We start from the raw sequence: 13,692 nt of genomic DNA, 5'->3' as shown, positions 1-13,692 counted from the left end.
GTGACACGCCCCGCGATGCCCGCGTCATCACATAAGCGCAGGTCAGAACCGCAAATGACGTGCGTGACGTGATGACGCAGAAATCCGCGCCTCGGACAGACGCAGGCTCCTGAGAAGCCCCACCACGAGCACCCGAGGAGTACGCCCCGATGAGTACCCCCGTACTGGTCCCTGCCCAGTTGCTCTACACCCCGGAGGAAGCCGCCAAGGTTCTCCGCTTCGGACGCTCCACCGTGTACGAGCTGATGGCCGCCGGCGAGCTGAAGTACGTGAAGCGCGGCCGGTCCCGCCGCATCCGATGGGACGTGCTTGAGGCCTACGCGAACAGCCTCGACCTGCTCCCCAACTGAATCCCGCTTTCGCTTCACCCGAAGCCGCCCCGGACACGTTCCGGGGCGGCTTCCTGCATGGAGGAGTGCATTGAGCACCCGCAACGCGAACATGGAGTCGTCCATCTACGAGGGCAGCGACGGCTGGTGGCACGGCCGCGTGACCATGGGCGTCAAGGACGACGGCAGCCCCGACCGACGCCACCGCCGCGCCCGGACGGAAACCGAGGTCAAGCGCAAGGTCCGCGAGCTGGAAGACCTGCGCGACAAGGGACGTGCGCCCAAGGCCGGCCGCAAGCCGACCGTGGAACAGTGGATGACCACCTACCTCACCGACATCGCGTCCCTGAAACTCAAGCCACGCTCTCTGGACGACTACTGGTCCAAGACCAGGAACGACATCATTCCCGGCGTCGGAAAGCACCGAATCGACAAGCTCCAGCCGGAACACCTGGAGCGGATGTACCGCGTCATGCTCAACGAAGGGCACGCCCCCTCGCATGTGCTCAAGGTGCATCGCATCCTGTCGCGGGCCCTGAAAATCGCTCTGCGCCGCCGTCTGATCGTCGAGAACGTGGCCACTCTCGTAGACCCGCCTACGGTCGACGAGACCGAGGCGAATCCGTTCACGAAGGAAGAGGCCAAGGCCTTTCTGAAGGCTGCCGCAAAGCGGCCCTCCTTCATGCGGTGGTGCGTTGGTGTCGGCATGGGCTTCCGGCAGGGCGAGACCCTGGGACTTCGCTGGCCGTACGTGGACTTCGAGAACGAGCTGTTCCATCCGAAGTGGCAGCTTCAGCGGCTCACTTGGCGCCACGGCTGCGGTGACCCTCACATGTGCGGCGACCGGTTCCACCGGTTCAACCCCTGCCCGGCGGACTGCACGACGCACAGGGGCTACAAGCGCGGCTGCCCCAAGCCGTGTCCGAAGGACTGCACGAGGCACGCCCGCACGTGCCCCGACCGGAAAGACGGCGGGCTGGTCTTCACCCGCCCCAAGACAAAGAAGAGCCAGAATCCCGTTCCTATCCCTCCCCCGTTCATCCCCTACCTGATCGAGCACAAAGCCCATCAAGAACAAATGCGCGCGGCGGCCGGAGAACTGTGGGAGGAACACCGCGTCGTCTTTTCACGCCCCGACGGACGCCCCATCGACCCGCATCAGGACTGGGAGGAGTTCAAGGAACTTCTGAAGGAAGCGGGAATCGACGACCGGCGCCTGTACGACGGCAGCCGCCACACCGCCGGCACGATCCTGAACGAACTCGGGGTCGACATGCCCACGATCATGGAGATCCTGCGACACACCCAGATCAGCCAGACCCGCCGCTACGTGAAGGGTCGGTCCCACCTGTCGAAGGACGCCATGCGTCGCATGGGAGACGCGTTCATGCCTGGCCCGGAACCCGCGACTGAGACCACAACTGAGACCGCAGACAGTCGCGCGGCCCTTCGTCGGCGCCGACGCCGAGTGCTCTGAATGAGGAAATCCCAGGTCAGACACGGTCTGGCCTGGGAACTCAAGAGAGCCCCCTGTCGGATTCGAACCGACGACCTACGCATTACAAGTGCGTTGCTCTGGCCAGCTGAGCTAAGGAGGCCTGCACGCGGGCGTGCCGCTCACGTGCCAGTGCAGTGTACCCAGCTCCCAGGCGGTCCCCGTCGAAAATTTCCGCGAAGTTCACAGGCCTCCAGGTACTGACATACGGGGTGAACGCCGGGTACCGTCCTGAGCCAGTTCACTCGCGTGGACTACACCACCACCTTCCTACAACGGATCGTCCGGCACGTTCCTGCCGGTAGAAGGGGGCCTCTGAGCCATGGCCACTGTCACGTTCGACAAGGCGACCCGGATCTACCCGGGGTCCACCAAGCCCGCCGTCGACGGCCTCGACATCGCGATCGAGGACGGCGAGTTCCTCGTCCTGGTCGGCCCGTCGGGCTGCGGCAAGTCCACCTCCCTGCGGATGCTCGCGGGCCTGGAGGACGTCAACGCAGGCGCCATCCGTATCGGCGACCGCGACGTCACGCACCTGCCGCCCAAGGACCGGGACATCGCCATGGTGTTCCAGAACTACGCCCTGTACCCGCACATGACCGTCGCCGACAACATGGGCTTCGCGCTCAAGATCGCCGGCGTCAACAAGGCGGAGATCCGGCAGAAGGTCGAGGAGGCCGCGAAGATCCTCGACCTCACCGAGTACCTGGACCGCAAGCCGAAGGCCCTCTCCGGTGGTCAGCGCCAGCGTGTCGCGATGGGCCGCGCCATCGTCCGTGAGCCGCAGGTCTTCCTCATGGACGAGCCGCTGTCCAACCTGGACGCCAAGCTCCGTGTCTCGACCCGTACGCAGATCGCGTCCCTCCAGCGCCGCCTGGGCATCACCACCGTCTACGTCACCCACGACCAGGTCGAGGCCATGACGATGGGCGACCGGGTCGCCGTCCTCAAGGACGGTCTGCTCCAGCAGGTCGACTCCCCGCGCAACATGTACGACCGTCCGGCCAACCTCTTCGTCGCCGGCTTCATCGGCTCCCCCGCCATGAACCTGGTCGAGGTCCCGATCACCGACGGCGGTGTGAAGTTCGGCAACAGCGTGGTCCCGGTCAACCGTGAGGCGCTCCAGGCCGCCACCGACAAGGGTGACCGCACCGTGACCGTCGGTGTGCGTCCCGAGCACTTCGACATCGTCGAGCACAACGGCGAGGCCGCGTCCGCCCTCTCCAAGGACAGCGAGGACGCCCCGGCGGGTCTCGCGGTCTCCGTGAACGTCGTCGAGGAGCTCGGCGCCGACGGCTACGTCTACGGCAGCGCCAAGGTCGGCGACGACCTCAAGGACCTGGTCGTCCGCGTCAGCGGCCGCGCCGTCCCGGAGAAGGGCGCCACGCTGCACGTCGTGCCGCGGCCGGGCGAGACCCACGTGTTCTCGACGTCCACGGGTGAGCGTCTCTCCGACTGAGCGATCAAACCGAGAAACCTCTGACCAGGGTGAACTTCGCCAGGTTGACGAAGAGGGCCCCGCAGCCTGCTGCGGGGCCCTTTCCGTTGCCCCGATTTACCCCGGCAAGCGGGTGATTTTCGAGCAGCGTGCGTCAACCCCGTACCCGGAACAGGGCGCTTCTCCGTCCCTCGAACCGGTGACTAAATGTCGCCAAATCATTACCGCACGCTACCCTCACACGCGTGAAGCACTCCACCACCCCTCAGACGCGACGCGGCCATCGGGGCGGCCCTGCCCGCCGTATCGGCCGCACTCTCGCCCTCGTCCTGCCCGTCGTCCTGGTGCTCTCCGGGACCCTCGCCGTCACCCGCGTCAACTGGACGGGAAGCCCACGGAACTCGGTGCTCACCGCGACCGACGTGACCGACGCCGCCGTCTCCTCCAAGGCCACTACCCGGGCCCCACAGGACGTGCTGCGCGACCAGCTGATGAGCGAGCTCCAGGACAAGAACCCGGGCCAGGTCCTCACCCACCTCCAGCAGGCGGTCAACGGCCACCCGTCGCTGGCCCGGCACTGCTCGTCCATCGCCCGCGCGCTGGGCCGGGCCGCGGTGCGCATCTACGGCGCCTCGCGCGCCCAGTCGTACGCCCGCCCCGTCTGCGACACGTCCTTCGCGTCCGGCGTCCTGGCCGCACACAGCTGAACACGGGTCGGTAAGACAGGTAACGGGACGTTAAGGGCCCCCTTGCGGCGGGAGGCCGACCCCGGGGCGCGTCGTACAGTTCGGGGCATGACCCATCCGAACGCCGCGTTGCGCCCCACTCAAGCCGTGGTCCTGGCCGGTGGCCAGGGCTCACGGCTTCGTCCGTACACCGACGACCGGCCCAAGCCGATGGTCGAGATCCCGGGTACGGGCACGCCGATCATCGGCCACCAGCTGACCTGGCTCGCCGAGGAGGGCGTCACGGACGTGGTGGTCTCCTGCGGCCACCTCGCCGAGGTCCTGCAGAAGTGGCTGGACTCGGCCGACCTCCCGGTCTCGGTCACGACGGTCGTCGAGAGCGAGCCGCTGGGCCGCGGCGGCGGCCTCAAGTACGCGGCCGCGCATCTGCCGCACACCGACCGGCCCTGGTACGCCACGAACGGCGACATCTGGACGCGGTTCTCGCTGCGCGACATGGCCGACTTCCACACGGAGCGGGACGCGGTGGCGACGCTCGCGCTGGCCCGGCCGCGGATCCCCTGGGGCGCGGTGAAGACGGACGGCTTCGGGCACATCACGGACTTCATCGAGGCGCCGCCGTCGACGTTCGAGATCAACGCGGGTGTGTACGTCTTCTCCCCCGAGTTCGCCAAGATGCTTCCCGAGCGGGGAGACCACGAACGGACGACGTTCCCGCACCTCGCCCGGAGCCGGCAGCTGGCCGGGTTCACGATTCCGCAGGGGGCGTACTGGCGGGCGATCGACACGGCGAAAGACCTGACGGAGGCGGCGAAGGAACTGGCGGCGCTCGGTCGCTGAGCCGCGCCGAACCGCGCCGAGCGCGCCGGGCCGAGCCGAACCGGGCCGAGCCGGGCCGAGCCGGGCCGAACCGCGCCGAACCGCGCCGAGCGCGCCGGGCCGCGCCGAGCCGAGCCAGGCCGAGCCAGGCCGCGCCGAGCCAGGCCGAGCCGAGCCAGGCCGAGCCGAGCCAGGCCGAACCGAGCCAGGCCGAACCGAGCCGGGCTTTCGGCTGCGGGTCCGTCGTGGCTTGTCGCGCAGTTCCCGGCGCCCGCCCCTTTGGGGCGCGTTGAGGCCCCGCACCTTTTGCAGGTGCGGGGCCTCAACCGTTTGCGTCGGCGTACTACTAGCCCAGCAGGCCGCCCACCAAGCCCGGCTGACCCGAGGACGTCGAGCCGCCGCCGCCGCTGCTTCCGCTGCCGGTGCCCGTGCCGCCCGTCGGGGACGAGCCGCCGGTCGTGGTGCCGCCGGACGTGGGTCCCGCAGTCGTCGGCGCGGGAGCGGTGTGCTGGGGCGGGGCCTGGCCCGTCGTGCCCTGGGTCTGGCTTGGGGTCGTGGTGGCGCCGCCCGTGGTGCGGCCGGCGCCCGGGGTCGTCGCCGCCCCGGAGGGGCTGGCGCCGGCCGTGGCACCCCCGGAGGGGGACGCGGGAGCCGACGGGGTCTTCGCATGGTGCTTGGCCGTCTCGCCGGGCAGCGGGGAGCCGGGGAGGTTGTTGCGGGGGGCCTCGCCGGGGCCGGGGACGACCACGCGGCTGGAGTCGCGGACCGCGCCGCCCAGGAGGGAGCCGACGAGGAGGGTGAGGCCGATGGTGACCGCCGTGATCAGGGCGCCGCGGCGCAGTACGTAGCTGCGCAGCTCCCAGATGTCGGAGTGCGGGCCGAGGCGCCGCCAGGCGCTGCCCGCGAGGCGGCCGTCGACGGAGTAGACGGGGGCGCCGGCGATGATCAGCGGGGACCAGGCGGCGAGATAGATGATGTCGGGGGCGTCGTACGCCGGGACGGTCTTCCAGCTGACGGTGACGATGAGCGCGGCGGAGAGCAGGGCGCCGACGACCGCGGCCACCCGCTGCCAGCAGCCGAGCACGGTCAGGACGCCGACGATCACCTGGAAGAAGGCGATGACCAGGCCGGAGCCGACCGGATGCTGGAGGGCGAACTGGCGCAGCGGCTCGGCGACGTCCCAGGGGTGCAGCGTGTTGAGCCAGGTGACCATGGAGCCGCGCTTGCCGCCGTCGAAGTAGACGGGGTCGCACAGCTTGCCCATGCCGGCGTAGATGGAGATGAAGCCGAGGAAGATCCGCAACGGGAGCAGGACCACGCCGAGGTTCATCCGGCGGCCGGGGTAATAGGCGTGCCGGGCCGGGTCGTCGGCGTGCCGCCTGGTCGACGGCGGTTCCTCGAAGTCCTCGAACTCGTCGTCGGCGTAGGACGGTTCGCCGTAGGGCGAATCGTCGTAGGGCGAATCGTCGTAGGCAGGTTCGTCGTAGGCGCTGCCCGAGGTCCGCATGGGCGGCAGCAGCCGGGTCTCGCCCGAGGCGGGGGAGCGCGGATGGCCGACCATCGGGGTCTCTACGGTCTGTTCGAGCTCGCCGTAGCCGTCGTCGACGCGCGGGATGACCTGGGTCGCGCCGGCCGGTTCGGCACGCTCCTCGCCGTGCCGGACGCTGCCGCCGCGGACGGCCTGGAGCAGCCGGTGGGCTCCGGTGTCGTCCGGCGCGGACTTGCCGCTCCAGACGACCGGGCGGCGACGGCCGGGCGCCGCCCCCGCTCTGCCCGCCGTGCCGAGGACCGGGATGCGCGCGGTGTCCTCGGTGGCGCTCAGGTGCCGTGCGACCCGGGGGGATTGGGTACGCCGTGTCGATACGCCCAACTGCACGCGGAAACTCGCGTGGTTGACGATGACCTGCGCCGGATCGCTCGGCACCTTCACCATGCTCAGCGCGGGAGCGTCGTCGGGCCCGGAAGTGAATCCGGAGCGGAACCCCGGCGAGCGGTCCCCCGTGGGTGTGCGGGGTGTTCTGGTGTCCACACTCATCTAACCGAGTGACGTGGAGTTAGGACACTGCTTTGACCGCCCCGAAGTGTCCGGACCCCGTCAAGGATGGGCAGGACGCCGGAATTACCCCGCACGGGTGAGGTTGCGGACGTTTGTTCAGCACCGGCGGCGCGCCGCCTCGTACCGCCGTCAGGCCCGTCGGCGAGCCACCTCGTACAGCACGATCCCGGCCGCCACACCGGCGTTGAGCGACTCGGCGCCACCCGGCATCGGGATCCGCACCCGGAAGTCGCAGGTCTCGCCGACCAGCCGGGACAGGCCCTTGCCCTCGCTGCCCACGACGATGACGACGGGCCCGGAGAGCGCCTCCAGGTCACCGATCTCGTGCTCGCCGTCGGCGGCCAGACCGACGACCACGATGCCGGCCTTCCGGTACGACTCCAGGGCCCGGGTGAGGTTCGTGGCGCGCGCCACCGGCGTACGGGCCGCCGCACCGGCCGACGTCTTCCAGGCGCCCGCCGTCATACCGGCCGCGCGCCGCTCGGGTACGACCACGCCATGACCGCCGAAGGCGGAGACGGAGCGGACGACCGCGCCGAGGTTGCGCGGGTCGGTGACCCCGTCCAGGGCGACGATCAGCGGGTCCTCGCCGTCGTCGTACGCGGCCTGCGCCAGGTCCTCGGGGTGCGCGTACTCGTACGGCGGGACCTGGAGGACCAGGCCCTGGTGGTTGAGGCCGTTCGTCATACGGTCCAGCTCGGGGCGCGGCGCCTCCATGAGGTTGATGCCACCGCGCTCGGCGGCGAGCTGGAGGGCCTCGCGGACGCGCTCGTCGTTGTCGATGAACTGCTGGACATAGAGGGTGGACGCCGGGACGCCCTCACGCAGCGCCTCGACGACCGGGTTACGGCCGACGACCAGCTCGGAGGTGCCCTTGCCCCCCCGGCCCCGCAGCGCGGGACGGCGCAGCGTCTGCTTCGCCTTGGCGCCCGCGATGCGGTTCTTCTTGTGTCCCTTGCGCATCTCGGCGGGCGGGGTCGGCCCCTTGCCCTCCAGGCCCCGGCGCCGCTGGCCGCCACTGCCGACCTGCGCGCCCTTCTTGCCGGACATGCGGCGGTTGTTGGCTGCCATCAGTTACTCGTCTCCATGGACTGTGTCGTACATACGTCTTATGCAGTGTGCCGCCCGGGGGCCGGGCGGCACAGTCGATCTTGGTGGGTCCGGCTACGACCTGAGGGTCCAGCGCGGGCCCTGCGGGCTGTCCTCGATGGCCAGGCCGGACTGGTTCAGCTGGTCGCGGATGGCGTCGGCGGTGGCCCAGTCCTTGCGGCCGCGGGCGGACTCACGCTGGTCGAGGACCAGTCGTACGAGGCTGTCGACGACCCCGTGAAGGTCCTCGCCCTTCTCGGCCGCACCGGACCAGTGTGCTTCGAGCGGGTCCAGACCGAGGACGCCGAGCATCGCACGCACCTCGGCGAGCCGGGCGACGGCGGCTTCCTTGTCGTCGGCTGCCAGCGCGCTGTTGCCCTGCCGGACGGTGGTGTGCACGACGGCCAGCGCCTGCGGGACGCCCAGGTCGTCGTCCATCGCCTCGGCGAAGGCCGGCGGGACCTCGGGCGAGGGCTCCACCGCTCCCCCGGCCAGCTCCACCACACGCTGCACAAAGCCCTCGATCCGCGCGAACGCCGCCTCGGCCTCGCGCAGCGACTCCTCGCTGTACTCGATCATCGAGCGGTAGTGCGGGGTGCCGAGGTAGTAGCGGAGCACGATCGGGCTCCACGCCTTGACCATCTCGGAGACGAGGACCGAGTTCCCGAGGGACTTCGACATCTTCTCGCCGCTCATGGTGACCCAGGCGTTGTGCACCCAGTACTGGGCGAAGTCGTCGCCGTAGGCCTTGGCCTGGGCGATCTCGTTCTCGTGGTGCGGGAAGATCAGGTCGAGGCCGCCGCCGTGGATGTCGAAGGCCTCGCCGAGGTACTTGTGGGCCATCGCCGAGCACTCCAGGTGCCAGCCGGGCCGGCCGCGGCCCCACGGCGTCTCCCAGCTGGGCTCGCCCGGCTTCACGGCCTTCCACAGCGCGAAGTCCCGCTGGTCCCGCTTGCCGGTCTCGCCCTCGCCCTCCGGCTGGCGGAGGTTGTCCAGCTCCTGGTTGGAGAGCTGGAGGTAGTCCGGGTAGGAGCGCACGTCGAAGTAGACGTTGCCGTCGGCCTCGTACGCGTGCCCCCGCTCGATCAGTCCGCGCATCATCTCGATCATCTCCGGTACGTGCCCGGTCGCGCGGGGCTCGTACGTCGGCGGGAGGCAGCCGAGCGCGGTGTAACCGTCGTTGAACGCGCGCTCGTTCTCGTAGCCGATCGCCCACCAGGGACGGCCCTGGTCGGCGGACTTGGCGATGATCTTGTCGTCGATGTCCGTGACGTTCCGGATGAACGTCACGGAATAGCCGCGGTATTCGAACCAGCGGCGCATGATGTCGAAGTTGAGGCCGGAACGGATATGGCCGATGTGCGGTGCCGCCTGCACGGTGGCACCACAGAGGTAGATCGAGACACAGCCCGGGGCGAGCGGGGCGAAGTCACGGATCTGCCGGGCGTTGGTGTCGTACAGGCGAATGGTCACGAGACAAGGGTAGTGGGCCGACGGCAGTGGGTGGCACCGGTTGTGGAGGGCCGTCGCCGGGTGCCGGTGCACCGCGGCCGGCCGCGCCCCTCAGGTGGGACCGCTCACCCTTGTTTGACCACCAGGGCCGTCGCCACCGCCATAAGGCCCTCGCCCCTGCCCGGGAACCCCAGCCCGTCCGTCGTGGCCCCCGACACGGAAACCGGAGCCCCCGCCGCCGCCGACAGGAGCTTCTCCGCCTCGTCGCGGCGCTTGCCGATCTTCGGGCGCGCTCCTACGACCTGCACCGCGACGTTCCCGATCACGAATCCGGCGTCGCGGACGATCCGGGCCGCCTCCGTCAGCAGGGTCACGCCCGAAGCGCCGGACCATTCCGGGCGCCCGGTGCCGAAGTGCTGCCCGAGGTCCCCCAGGCCCGCCGCCGAGAACAGCGCGTTGCACGCCGCGTGCGCGACGACGTCCGCGTCCGAGTGACCGGCCAGGCCCGGGCCCTCGCCCTCCCACTTCAGGCCCGCGCACCACAGTTCGCGGCCCTCCTCGAAGGCGTGGATGTCGGTGCCGACACCCACCCGCGGAAGCAGCGGCAGCTCAGAAGCCATCGTTGAGCCTCCTGCGGGCCAGGACCGCCTCGGCGAGGACCAGGTCGAGGGGGCGGGTGACCTTGAAGGCCTCCTCGTGGCCGGGGACGACCACGACCTGTTCGCCGAGCTGTTCGACCATGCTGGCGTCGTCGGTGACGTTGTCGGTGACCGTCTCATGCGCGCGGACCAGCGTCGTACGGTCGAAGCCCTGGGGGGTCTGGACCGCGCGCAGGCGGGCGCGCTGCGGGGTGGCGACGACCGGCTCGGGGTCACCCTGGACCGTCGCCGGCTCGACCTCCTTGACCGTGTCGGCGAGCGGAAGGGCGGGGACGACCGCGGGGGCGCCGTCGCGGACCGCCTGGATCACGGCGTCGACCGTGTCGACGGGGACCAGCGGGCGGGCCGCGTCGTGGACGAGGACGATGTCGTAGTCGGGGGGCAGCGCGTCCAGGCCGAGCTTGACCGACTCCTGTCGGGAGTCGCCGCCGGGGACGACGAGGAAGTCGGTGCGCTCGGGCAGCGCGTGCGCGTCGAGGAGGGACTTGACCTCGGGCGCGCCGTCGGACGGGGCCACGACGACGACCAGGGAGACCGCGCGGGAGGCGGCCAGTGCGCGCACGGCGTGGATGAGCATGGGCGTGCCGTTCAGCGCGCGAAGCGCCTTGGGGGCGCCCGGACCGAGCCGCACGCCCCGGCCGGCGGCGGGAATCACGGCGGCGGTACGCAGTTCCGTACGCGAAGAACGCGAATCGTCAGACATCGGTTCCTGTCAGGTTTGTGTGCGGGCCTGGCGTGGGTATGGCCTGGGAAGTGCCGGGCGCGACGCCTTGACCGGACCCTTCCGTGACACTGGTCGAGCCAGCAGCCCGGGCCCGGCACGCCTAGTATCGGGGGTTTCCGCCGGGGGCGGGTTTCCGAATGCGCGTTCCGGGCACGGACATGCCGCAGCGCCCGGCGACAGGTGTGTGTCATCGGGCACCGCGGCATTCAGTGTGCGGAGTTTCAGCGTGCCGAGCTGGACCGCGTCAGGACGCGAGGACCTCGTCGAGCAGGGCCTCGGCCTTGTCCTCGTTTGTGTTCTCCGCGAGGGCGAGCTCGCTCACCAGGATCTGGCGGGCCTTGGCGAGCATGCGCTTCTCACCGGCGGAGAGTCCGCGCTCGCGCTCACGACGCCACAGGTCACGCACGACTTCCGCGACCTTGATGACATCGCCGGAGGCGAGCTTCTCCAGGTTTGCCTTGTATCGACGGGACCAGTTCGTGGGCTCCTCGGCGTACGGCGCGCGCAGCACCTCGAAGACCCGGTCCAGCCCGTCCTGACCGACCACATCACGCACGCCGACGAACTCCGCATTGTCCGCTGGCACACGTACCGTCAGGTCACCCTGGGCGACCTTCAGCACCAAGTAGGTCTTGTCCACGCCTTTGATCTGGCGAGTTTCGATGGCCTCGATCAGCGCGGCCCCGTGATGGGGATAGACCACGGTGTCGCCAACCTTGAACGTCATGTGACAGGTACCCCTTCCGTGGCTATCCAGGGTAACACGGAAACCGGCGGTTCTGAATGGCGTTTTCGCAGGTCAGGGCATATCTCGGGGCTTGACAACAGCAACAGGAACGTGCTTCGCGAGCCGTCCGGAAGCAGGTATTCGCAGGTCGGAGCGGCTCTCGGGCGAGAGGAAACGCGTACGCTACACACCTCCGGACGCGCGCCCAAGTGGCCGAACGTCCACATTTGTCCGGTTCCAAGCGTACGACTTCCGCTACTCCGTTCGGCTGCCGGAGCCGGATCCGAGACGTTTCCGGAATTGATCACAGGCGTCCGACCGAACGGTACGTGATCAATTTTCCCGGCGGTCGCGCATTCCTTCACGGAAATTTTGCGCGCGGTGTTGCGAACGAGTTATGTGAATGCCTGACGAGCGCCCCCCAAAGTGACCGAAGAGTCACTTGTGGAGCCCTGGGGGTACCCCGGCCGGAGGGAAGCTCAAGGGAAGCGAGCGGCTTGGGGAGGGTCGGGTGCGGCCGCGGGGGAACGGCTCGGTAACCTAAGGCCGCTGACAGACCCTTAGGGCGGCTTTATCAGAGGGCCGCCCGTGCGTTCAAGGAGTTGCCGCCGCCGTGAGCAGCAGCCTTCGACGCGGCGCCCTCGCCGCCTCCGCCATCGCCTTCTCCGTCGCCTCGCTTGCCGCGTGCGGTGCCGGCAACGACTCCCAGACGCTGGAGATCAAGCCCGACAACGCCGCGACGAGTGTCGGCGACATCAAGATCCAGAACGCGACCGTGATCACCCAGCCCGACCTCACGTCGACCGGCCCGGCCGTGGTCTCCGCGACCATCTTCAACACCGGCACCCAGCCCGAGACGCTCCAGTCGATCGTCGTTGCCGGCACCAACAAGTCCGCCCAGCTGCACCCCACCACGTCCCAGCCGCTGACCATCCCGGGCGGCGGCCGGCTGATCCTGGGCGGCAAGGGCAACGCCTCCGCGGTGCTGTCCAGCAGCCGCGAGACGGTCCAGGACGGCAACGCGCAGAAGGTCACGTTCACCTTCAGCAGGACGGGTGATGTGAGCCTGCGCGCGTTCGTCGTCCCCGCCGAGAGCTACTTCTCGGGCTGGGGCCCGAGCTCCGTCCCGTCGGCCTCGGCCTCCGCGTCCTCGGCCTCCGGCTCCCCGGCGGCGGGCGCCACGGCGAGCGGCAGTGCCAAGCCGGGCAAGGGCAAGTCGTCCGAGAGCGCTTCGGCGACCCCGAGCGACTCGGCGTCGGAGTCGACGAACGCCGGCTGAGCGGTCGTACGGCCAACGCGAGAAGGGCGGTACCCCCTGGGGGGCCGCCCTTCTTCGTACGGTCGTCAGACCAGGCCACACCTGGTCGGACCAGGCCAGCGGTTTACGGCTCGAACTTGTACCCGAGACCACGAACCGTCACCAGGTAACGCGGGGCACCCGGGTCCGGCTCGAACACCGCCCTCGACGCACCCCTCGCACCGCTACGCGGGCTTCGGAGTGCTGCGCCGGACTCCGTCCGCCGGCTCCGGACAATCTCGGTTTACGGCTCGAACTTGTACCCGAGACCACGAACCGTCACCAGGTAACGCGGGGCACCCGGGTCCGGCTCGATCTTGGCGCGCAGGCGCTTGACGTGGACGTCGAGGGTCTTGGTGTCACCGACGTAGTCGGCGCCCCAGACCCGGTCGATGAGCTGCATACGGGTGAGGACGCGCCCTGCGTTGCGCAGGAGCATCTCCAGCAGGTCGAACTCCTTGAGGGGGAGGTCGACCTTGGAGCCGGAGACCGTCACGACGTGGCGGTCGACGTCCATGCGGACCGGGCCGGCCTCGAGGGCGGCCGGGGTGACCTCCTCCGGCTCCCCGCGACGGCGCAGGACGGCCCGGATACGGGCGACCAGCTCGCGGGAGGAGAAGGGCTTGGTCACGTAGTCGTCGGCTCCTATTTCGAGCCCGACGACCTTGTCGATCTCGCTGTCCTTGGCCGTCACCATGATGACGGGGACATTGGACCGGCCGCGCAGCTGGCGGCAGACCTCGGTGCCGGGCAGGCCGGGCAGCATCAGGTCGAGGAGGACGAGGTCGGCGCCGTTGCGCTCGAACTCGTCGAGTCCGTCGGGGCCCGTGGCCGCCACGGCGACCTCGAAGCCCTCCTTGCGGAGCATGTACGACAGGGCGTCGGAGAAGGACTCCTCGTCCTCGACGACGAGCACTCGGG

Annotated in this window: 13 protein-coding genes and 1 tRNA gene; 6 read left to right on the top strand and 8 right to left on the bottom strand. The window is 69.7% G+C overall.

The features are described from left to right. Window positions 1-149 precede the first annotated feature (149 nt). Both ABTY98_RS28455 and ABTY98_RS28450 read left to right on the top strand, forming a co-directional pair. Window positions 150-350, top strand: a complete 201-nt coding sequence (locus tag ABTY98_RS28455; protein ID WP_352223858.1) for a helix-turn-helix domain-containing protein — start codon at window positions 150-152, stop codon at window positions 348-350. 70 nt (window positions 351-420) lie between these two features. Further along, window positions 421-1,806, top strand: coding sequence for a tyrosine-type recombinase/integrase (locus ABTY98_RS28450; protein WP_352223857.1), 1,386 nt, complete (start codon window positions 421-423; stop codon window positions 1,804-1,806). 47 nt (window positions 1,807-1,853) lie between these two features. Here ABTY98_RS28450 and ABTY98_RS28445 read toward each other — a convergent pair. Beyond that, window positions 1,854-1,927, bottom strand: a tRNA-Thr gene (locus tag ABTY98_RS28445). 219 nt (window positions 1,928-2,146) lie between these two features. Here ABTY98_RS28445 and ABTY98_RS28440 point away from each other — a divergent pair. The 3 genes from ABTY98_RS28440 (at window position 2,147) to ABTY98_RS28430 (ending at window position 4,788) form a co-directional block, all read left to right on the top strand. Then, window positions 2,147-3,283 (top strand): ABC transporter ATP-binding protein, encoded by a 1,137-nt coding sequence (locus ABTY98_RS28440; protein ID WP_352223856.1) that lies wholly within the window; start codon window positions 2,147-2,149, stop codon window positions 3,281-3,283. A 224-nt stretch (window positions 3,284-3,507) separates the two neighbouring features. Continuing rightward, window positions 3,508-3,969: a hypothetical protein gene (locus tag ABTY98_RS28435; protein WP_352223855.1), complete on the top strand. Its 462-nt coding sequence runs from the start codon at window positions 3,508-3,510 to the stop codon at window positions 3,967-3,969. Between the two features lie 87 nt (window positions 3,970-4,056). Next, window positions 4,057-4,788 carry a nucleotidyltransferase family protein gene (locus tag ABTY98_RS28430; protein ID WP_352223854.1) on the top strand — a complete coding sequence of 244 codons (732 nt, stop codon included), beginning with the start codon at window positions 4,057-4,059 and terminating at the stop codon, window positions 4,786-4,788. Between the two features lie 325 nt (window positions 4,789-5,113). On the opposite strand, the gene ABTY98_RS28425 is transcribed toward ABTY98_RS28430, so the two are convergent. The 6 genes from ABTY98_RS28425 to ABTY98_RS28400 form a co-directional block, all read right to left on the bottom strand. Further along, window positions 5,114-6,802 (bottom strand): DoxX family protein, encoded by a 1,689-nt coding sequence (locus ABTY98_RS28425; protein ID WP_352223853.1) that lies wholly within the window; start codon window positions 6,800-6,802, stop codon window positions 5,114-5,116. Between the two features lie 150 nt (window positions 6,803-6,952). Further along, window positions 6,953-7,894 (bottom strand): 23S rRNA (guanosine(2251)-2'-O)-methyltransferase RlmB, encoded by a 942-nt coding sequence (gene rlmB, locus ABTY98_RS28420; protein WP_352223852.1) that lies wholly within the window; start codon window positions 7,892-7,894, stop codon window positions 6,953-6,955. Window positions 7,895-7,987: 93 nt separating this feature from the next. Beyond that, entirely contained in the window at window positions 7,988-9,385 is a 1,398-nt protein-coding gene (gene cysS / locus ABTY98_RS28415; RefSeq protein WP_352223851.1) for a cysteine--tRNA ligase, read from the bottom strand. Window positions 9,386-9,489: 104 nt separating this feature from the next. Next, entirely contained in the window at window positions 9,490-9,984 is a 495-nt protein-coding gene (gene ispF / locus ABTY98_RS28410; protein WP_352223850.1) for a 2-C-methyl-D-erythritol 2,4-cyclodiphosphate synthase, read from the bottom strand. Beyond that, window positions 9,974-10,726, bottom strand: a complete 753-nt coding sequence (gene ispD / locus ABTY98_RS28405; RefSeq protein ID WP_352223849.1) for a 2-C-methyl-D-erythritol 4-phosphate cytidylyltransferase — start codon at window positions 10,724-10,726, stop codon at window positions 9,974-9,976. Before ispD ends, ispF begins: the two co-directional genes overlap by 11 nt. A 265-nt stretch (window positions 10,727-10,991) precedes the next feature. Continuing rightward, entirely contained in the window at window positions 10,992-11,474 is a 483-nt protein-coding gene (locus tag ABTY98_RS28400) for a CarD family transcriptional regulator (RefSeq protein ID WP_003953493.1), read from the bottom strand. A 613-nt stretch (window positions 11,475-12,087) separates the two neighbouring features. On the opposite strand from ABTY98_RS28400, the gene ABTY98_RS28395 reads away from it, so the two are divergent. Continuing rightward, on the top strand, window positions 12,088-12,753 hold the full coding sequence (locus ABTY98_RS28395) for a copper chaperone PCu(A)C (RefSeq protein WP_352223847.1): 666 nt from the start codon (window positions 12,088-12,090) through the stop codon (window positions 12,751-12,753). Window positions 12,754-13,015: 262 nt separating this feature from the next. Here ABTY98_RS28395 and phoP read toward each other — a convergent pair whose 3' ends face one another. After that, the gene (gene phoP / locus ABTY98_RS28385; protein ID WP_018568744.1) at window positions 13,016-13,687 is read right to left on the bottom strand and encodes a two-component system response regulator PhoP; all 672 of its coding nucleotides are present in this window, start codon (window positions 13,685-13,687) and stop codon (window positions 13,016-13,018) included. Window positions 13,688-13,692 lie beyond the last annotated feature (5 nt).

It is taken from the genome of Streptomyces sp. NPDC096040 (genome assembly GCF_040303265.1).
Classification (GTDB): Bacteria; Actinomycetota; Actinomycetes; order Streptomycetales; family Streptomycetaceae; genus Streptomyces.
Note: the sequence above shows the minus strand (reverse complement) of the source record. Positions and strands in the feature narration are given on the sequence as shown.

Bases quoted from the DNA above. Each gene is read 5' to 3' on its own strand.
- ABTY98_RS28455 (WP_352223858.1), top strand. From the start codon at position 150: ATGAGTACCCCCGTACTGGTCCCTGCCCAGTTGCTCTACACCCCGGAG.
- ABTY98_RS28440 (WP_352223856.1), top strand. From the start codon at position 2,147: ATGGCCACTGTCACGTTCGACAAGGCGACCCGGATCTACCCGGGGTCC.
- ABTY98_RS28430 (WP_352223854.1), top strand. From the start codon at position 4,057: ATGACCCATCCGAACGCCGCGTTGCGCCCCACTCAAGCCGTGGTCCTG.
- ABTY98_RS28425 (WP_352223853.1), bottom strand. From the start codon at position 6,802: ATGAGTGTGGACACCAGAACACCCCGCACACCCACGGGGGACCGCTCG.
- rlmB (WP_352223852.1), bottom strand. From the start codon at position 7,894: ATGGCAGCCAACAACCGCCGCATGTCCGGCAAGAAGGGCGCGCAGGTC.
- ispF (WP_352223850.1), bottom strand. From the start codon at position 9,984: ATGGCTTCTGAGCTGCCGCTGCTTCCGCGGGTGGGTGTCGGCACCGAC.
- ispD (WP_352223849.1), bottom strand. From the start codon at position 10,726: ATGTCTGACGATTCGCGTTCTTCGCGTACGGAACTGCGTACCGCCGCC.
- ABTY98_RS28400 (WP_003953493.1), bottom strand. From the start codon at position 11,474: ATGACGTTCAAGGTTGGCGACACCGTGGTCTATCCCCATCACGGGGCC.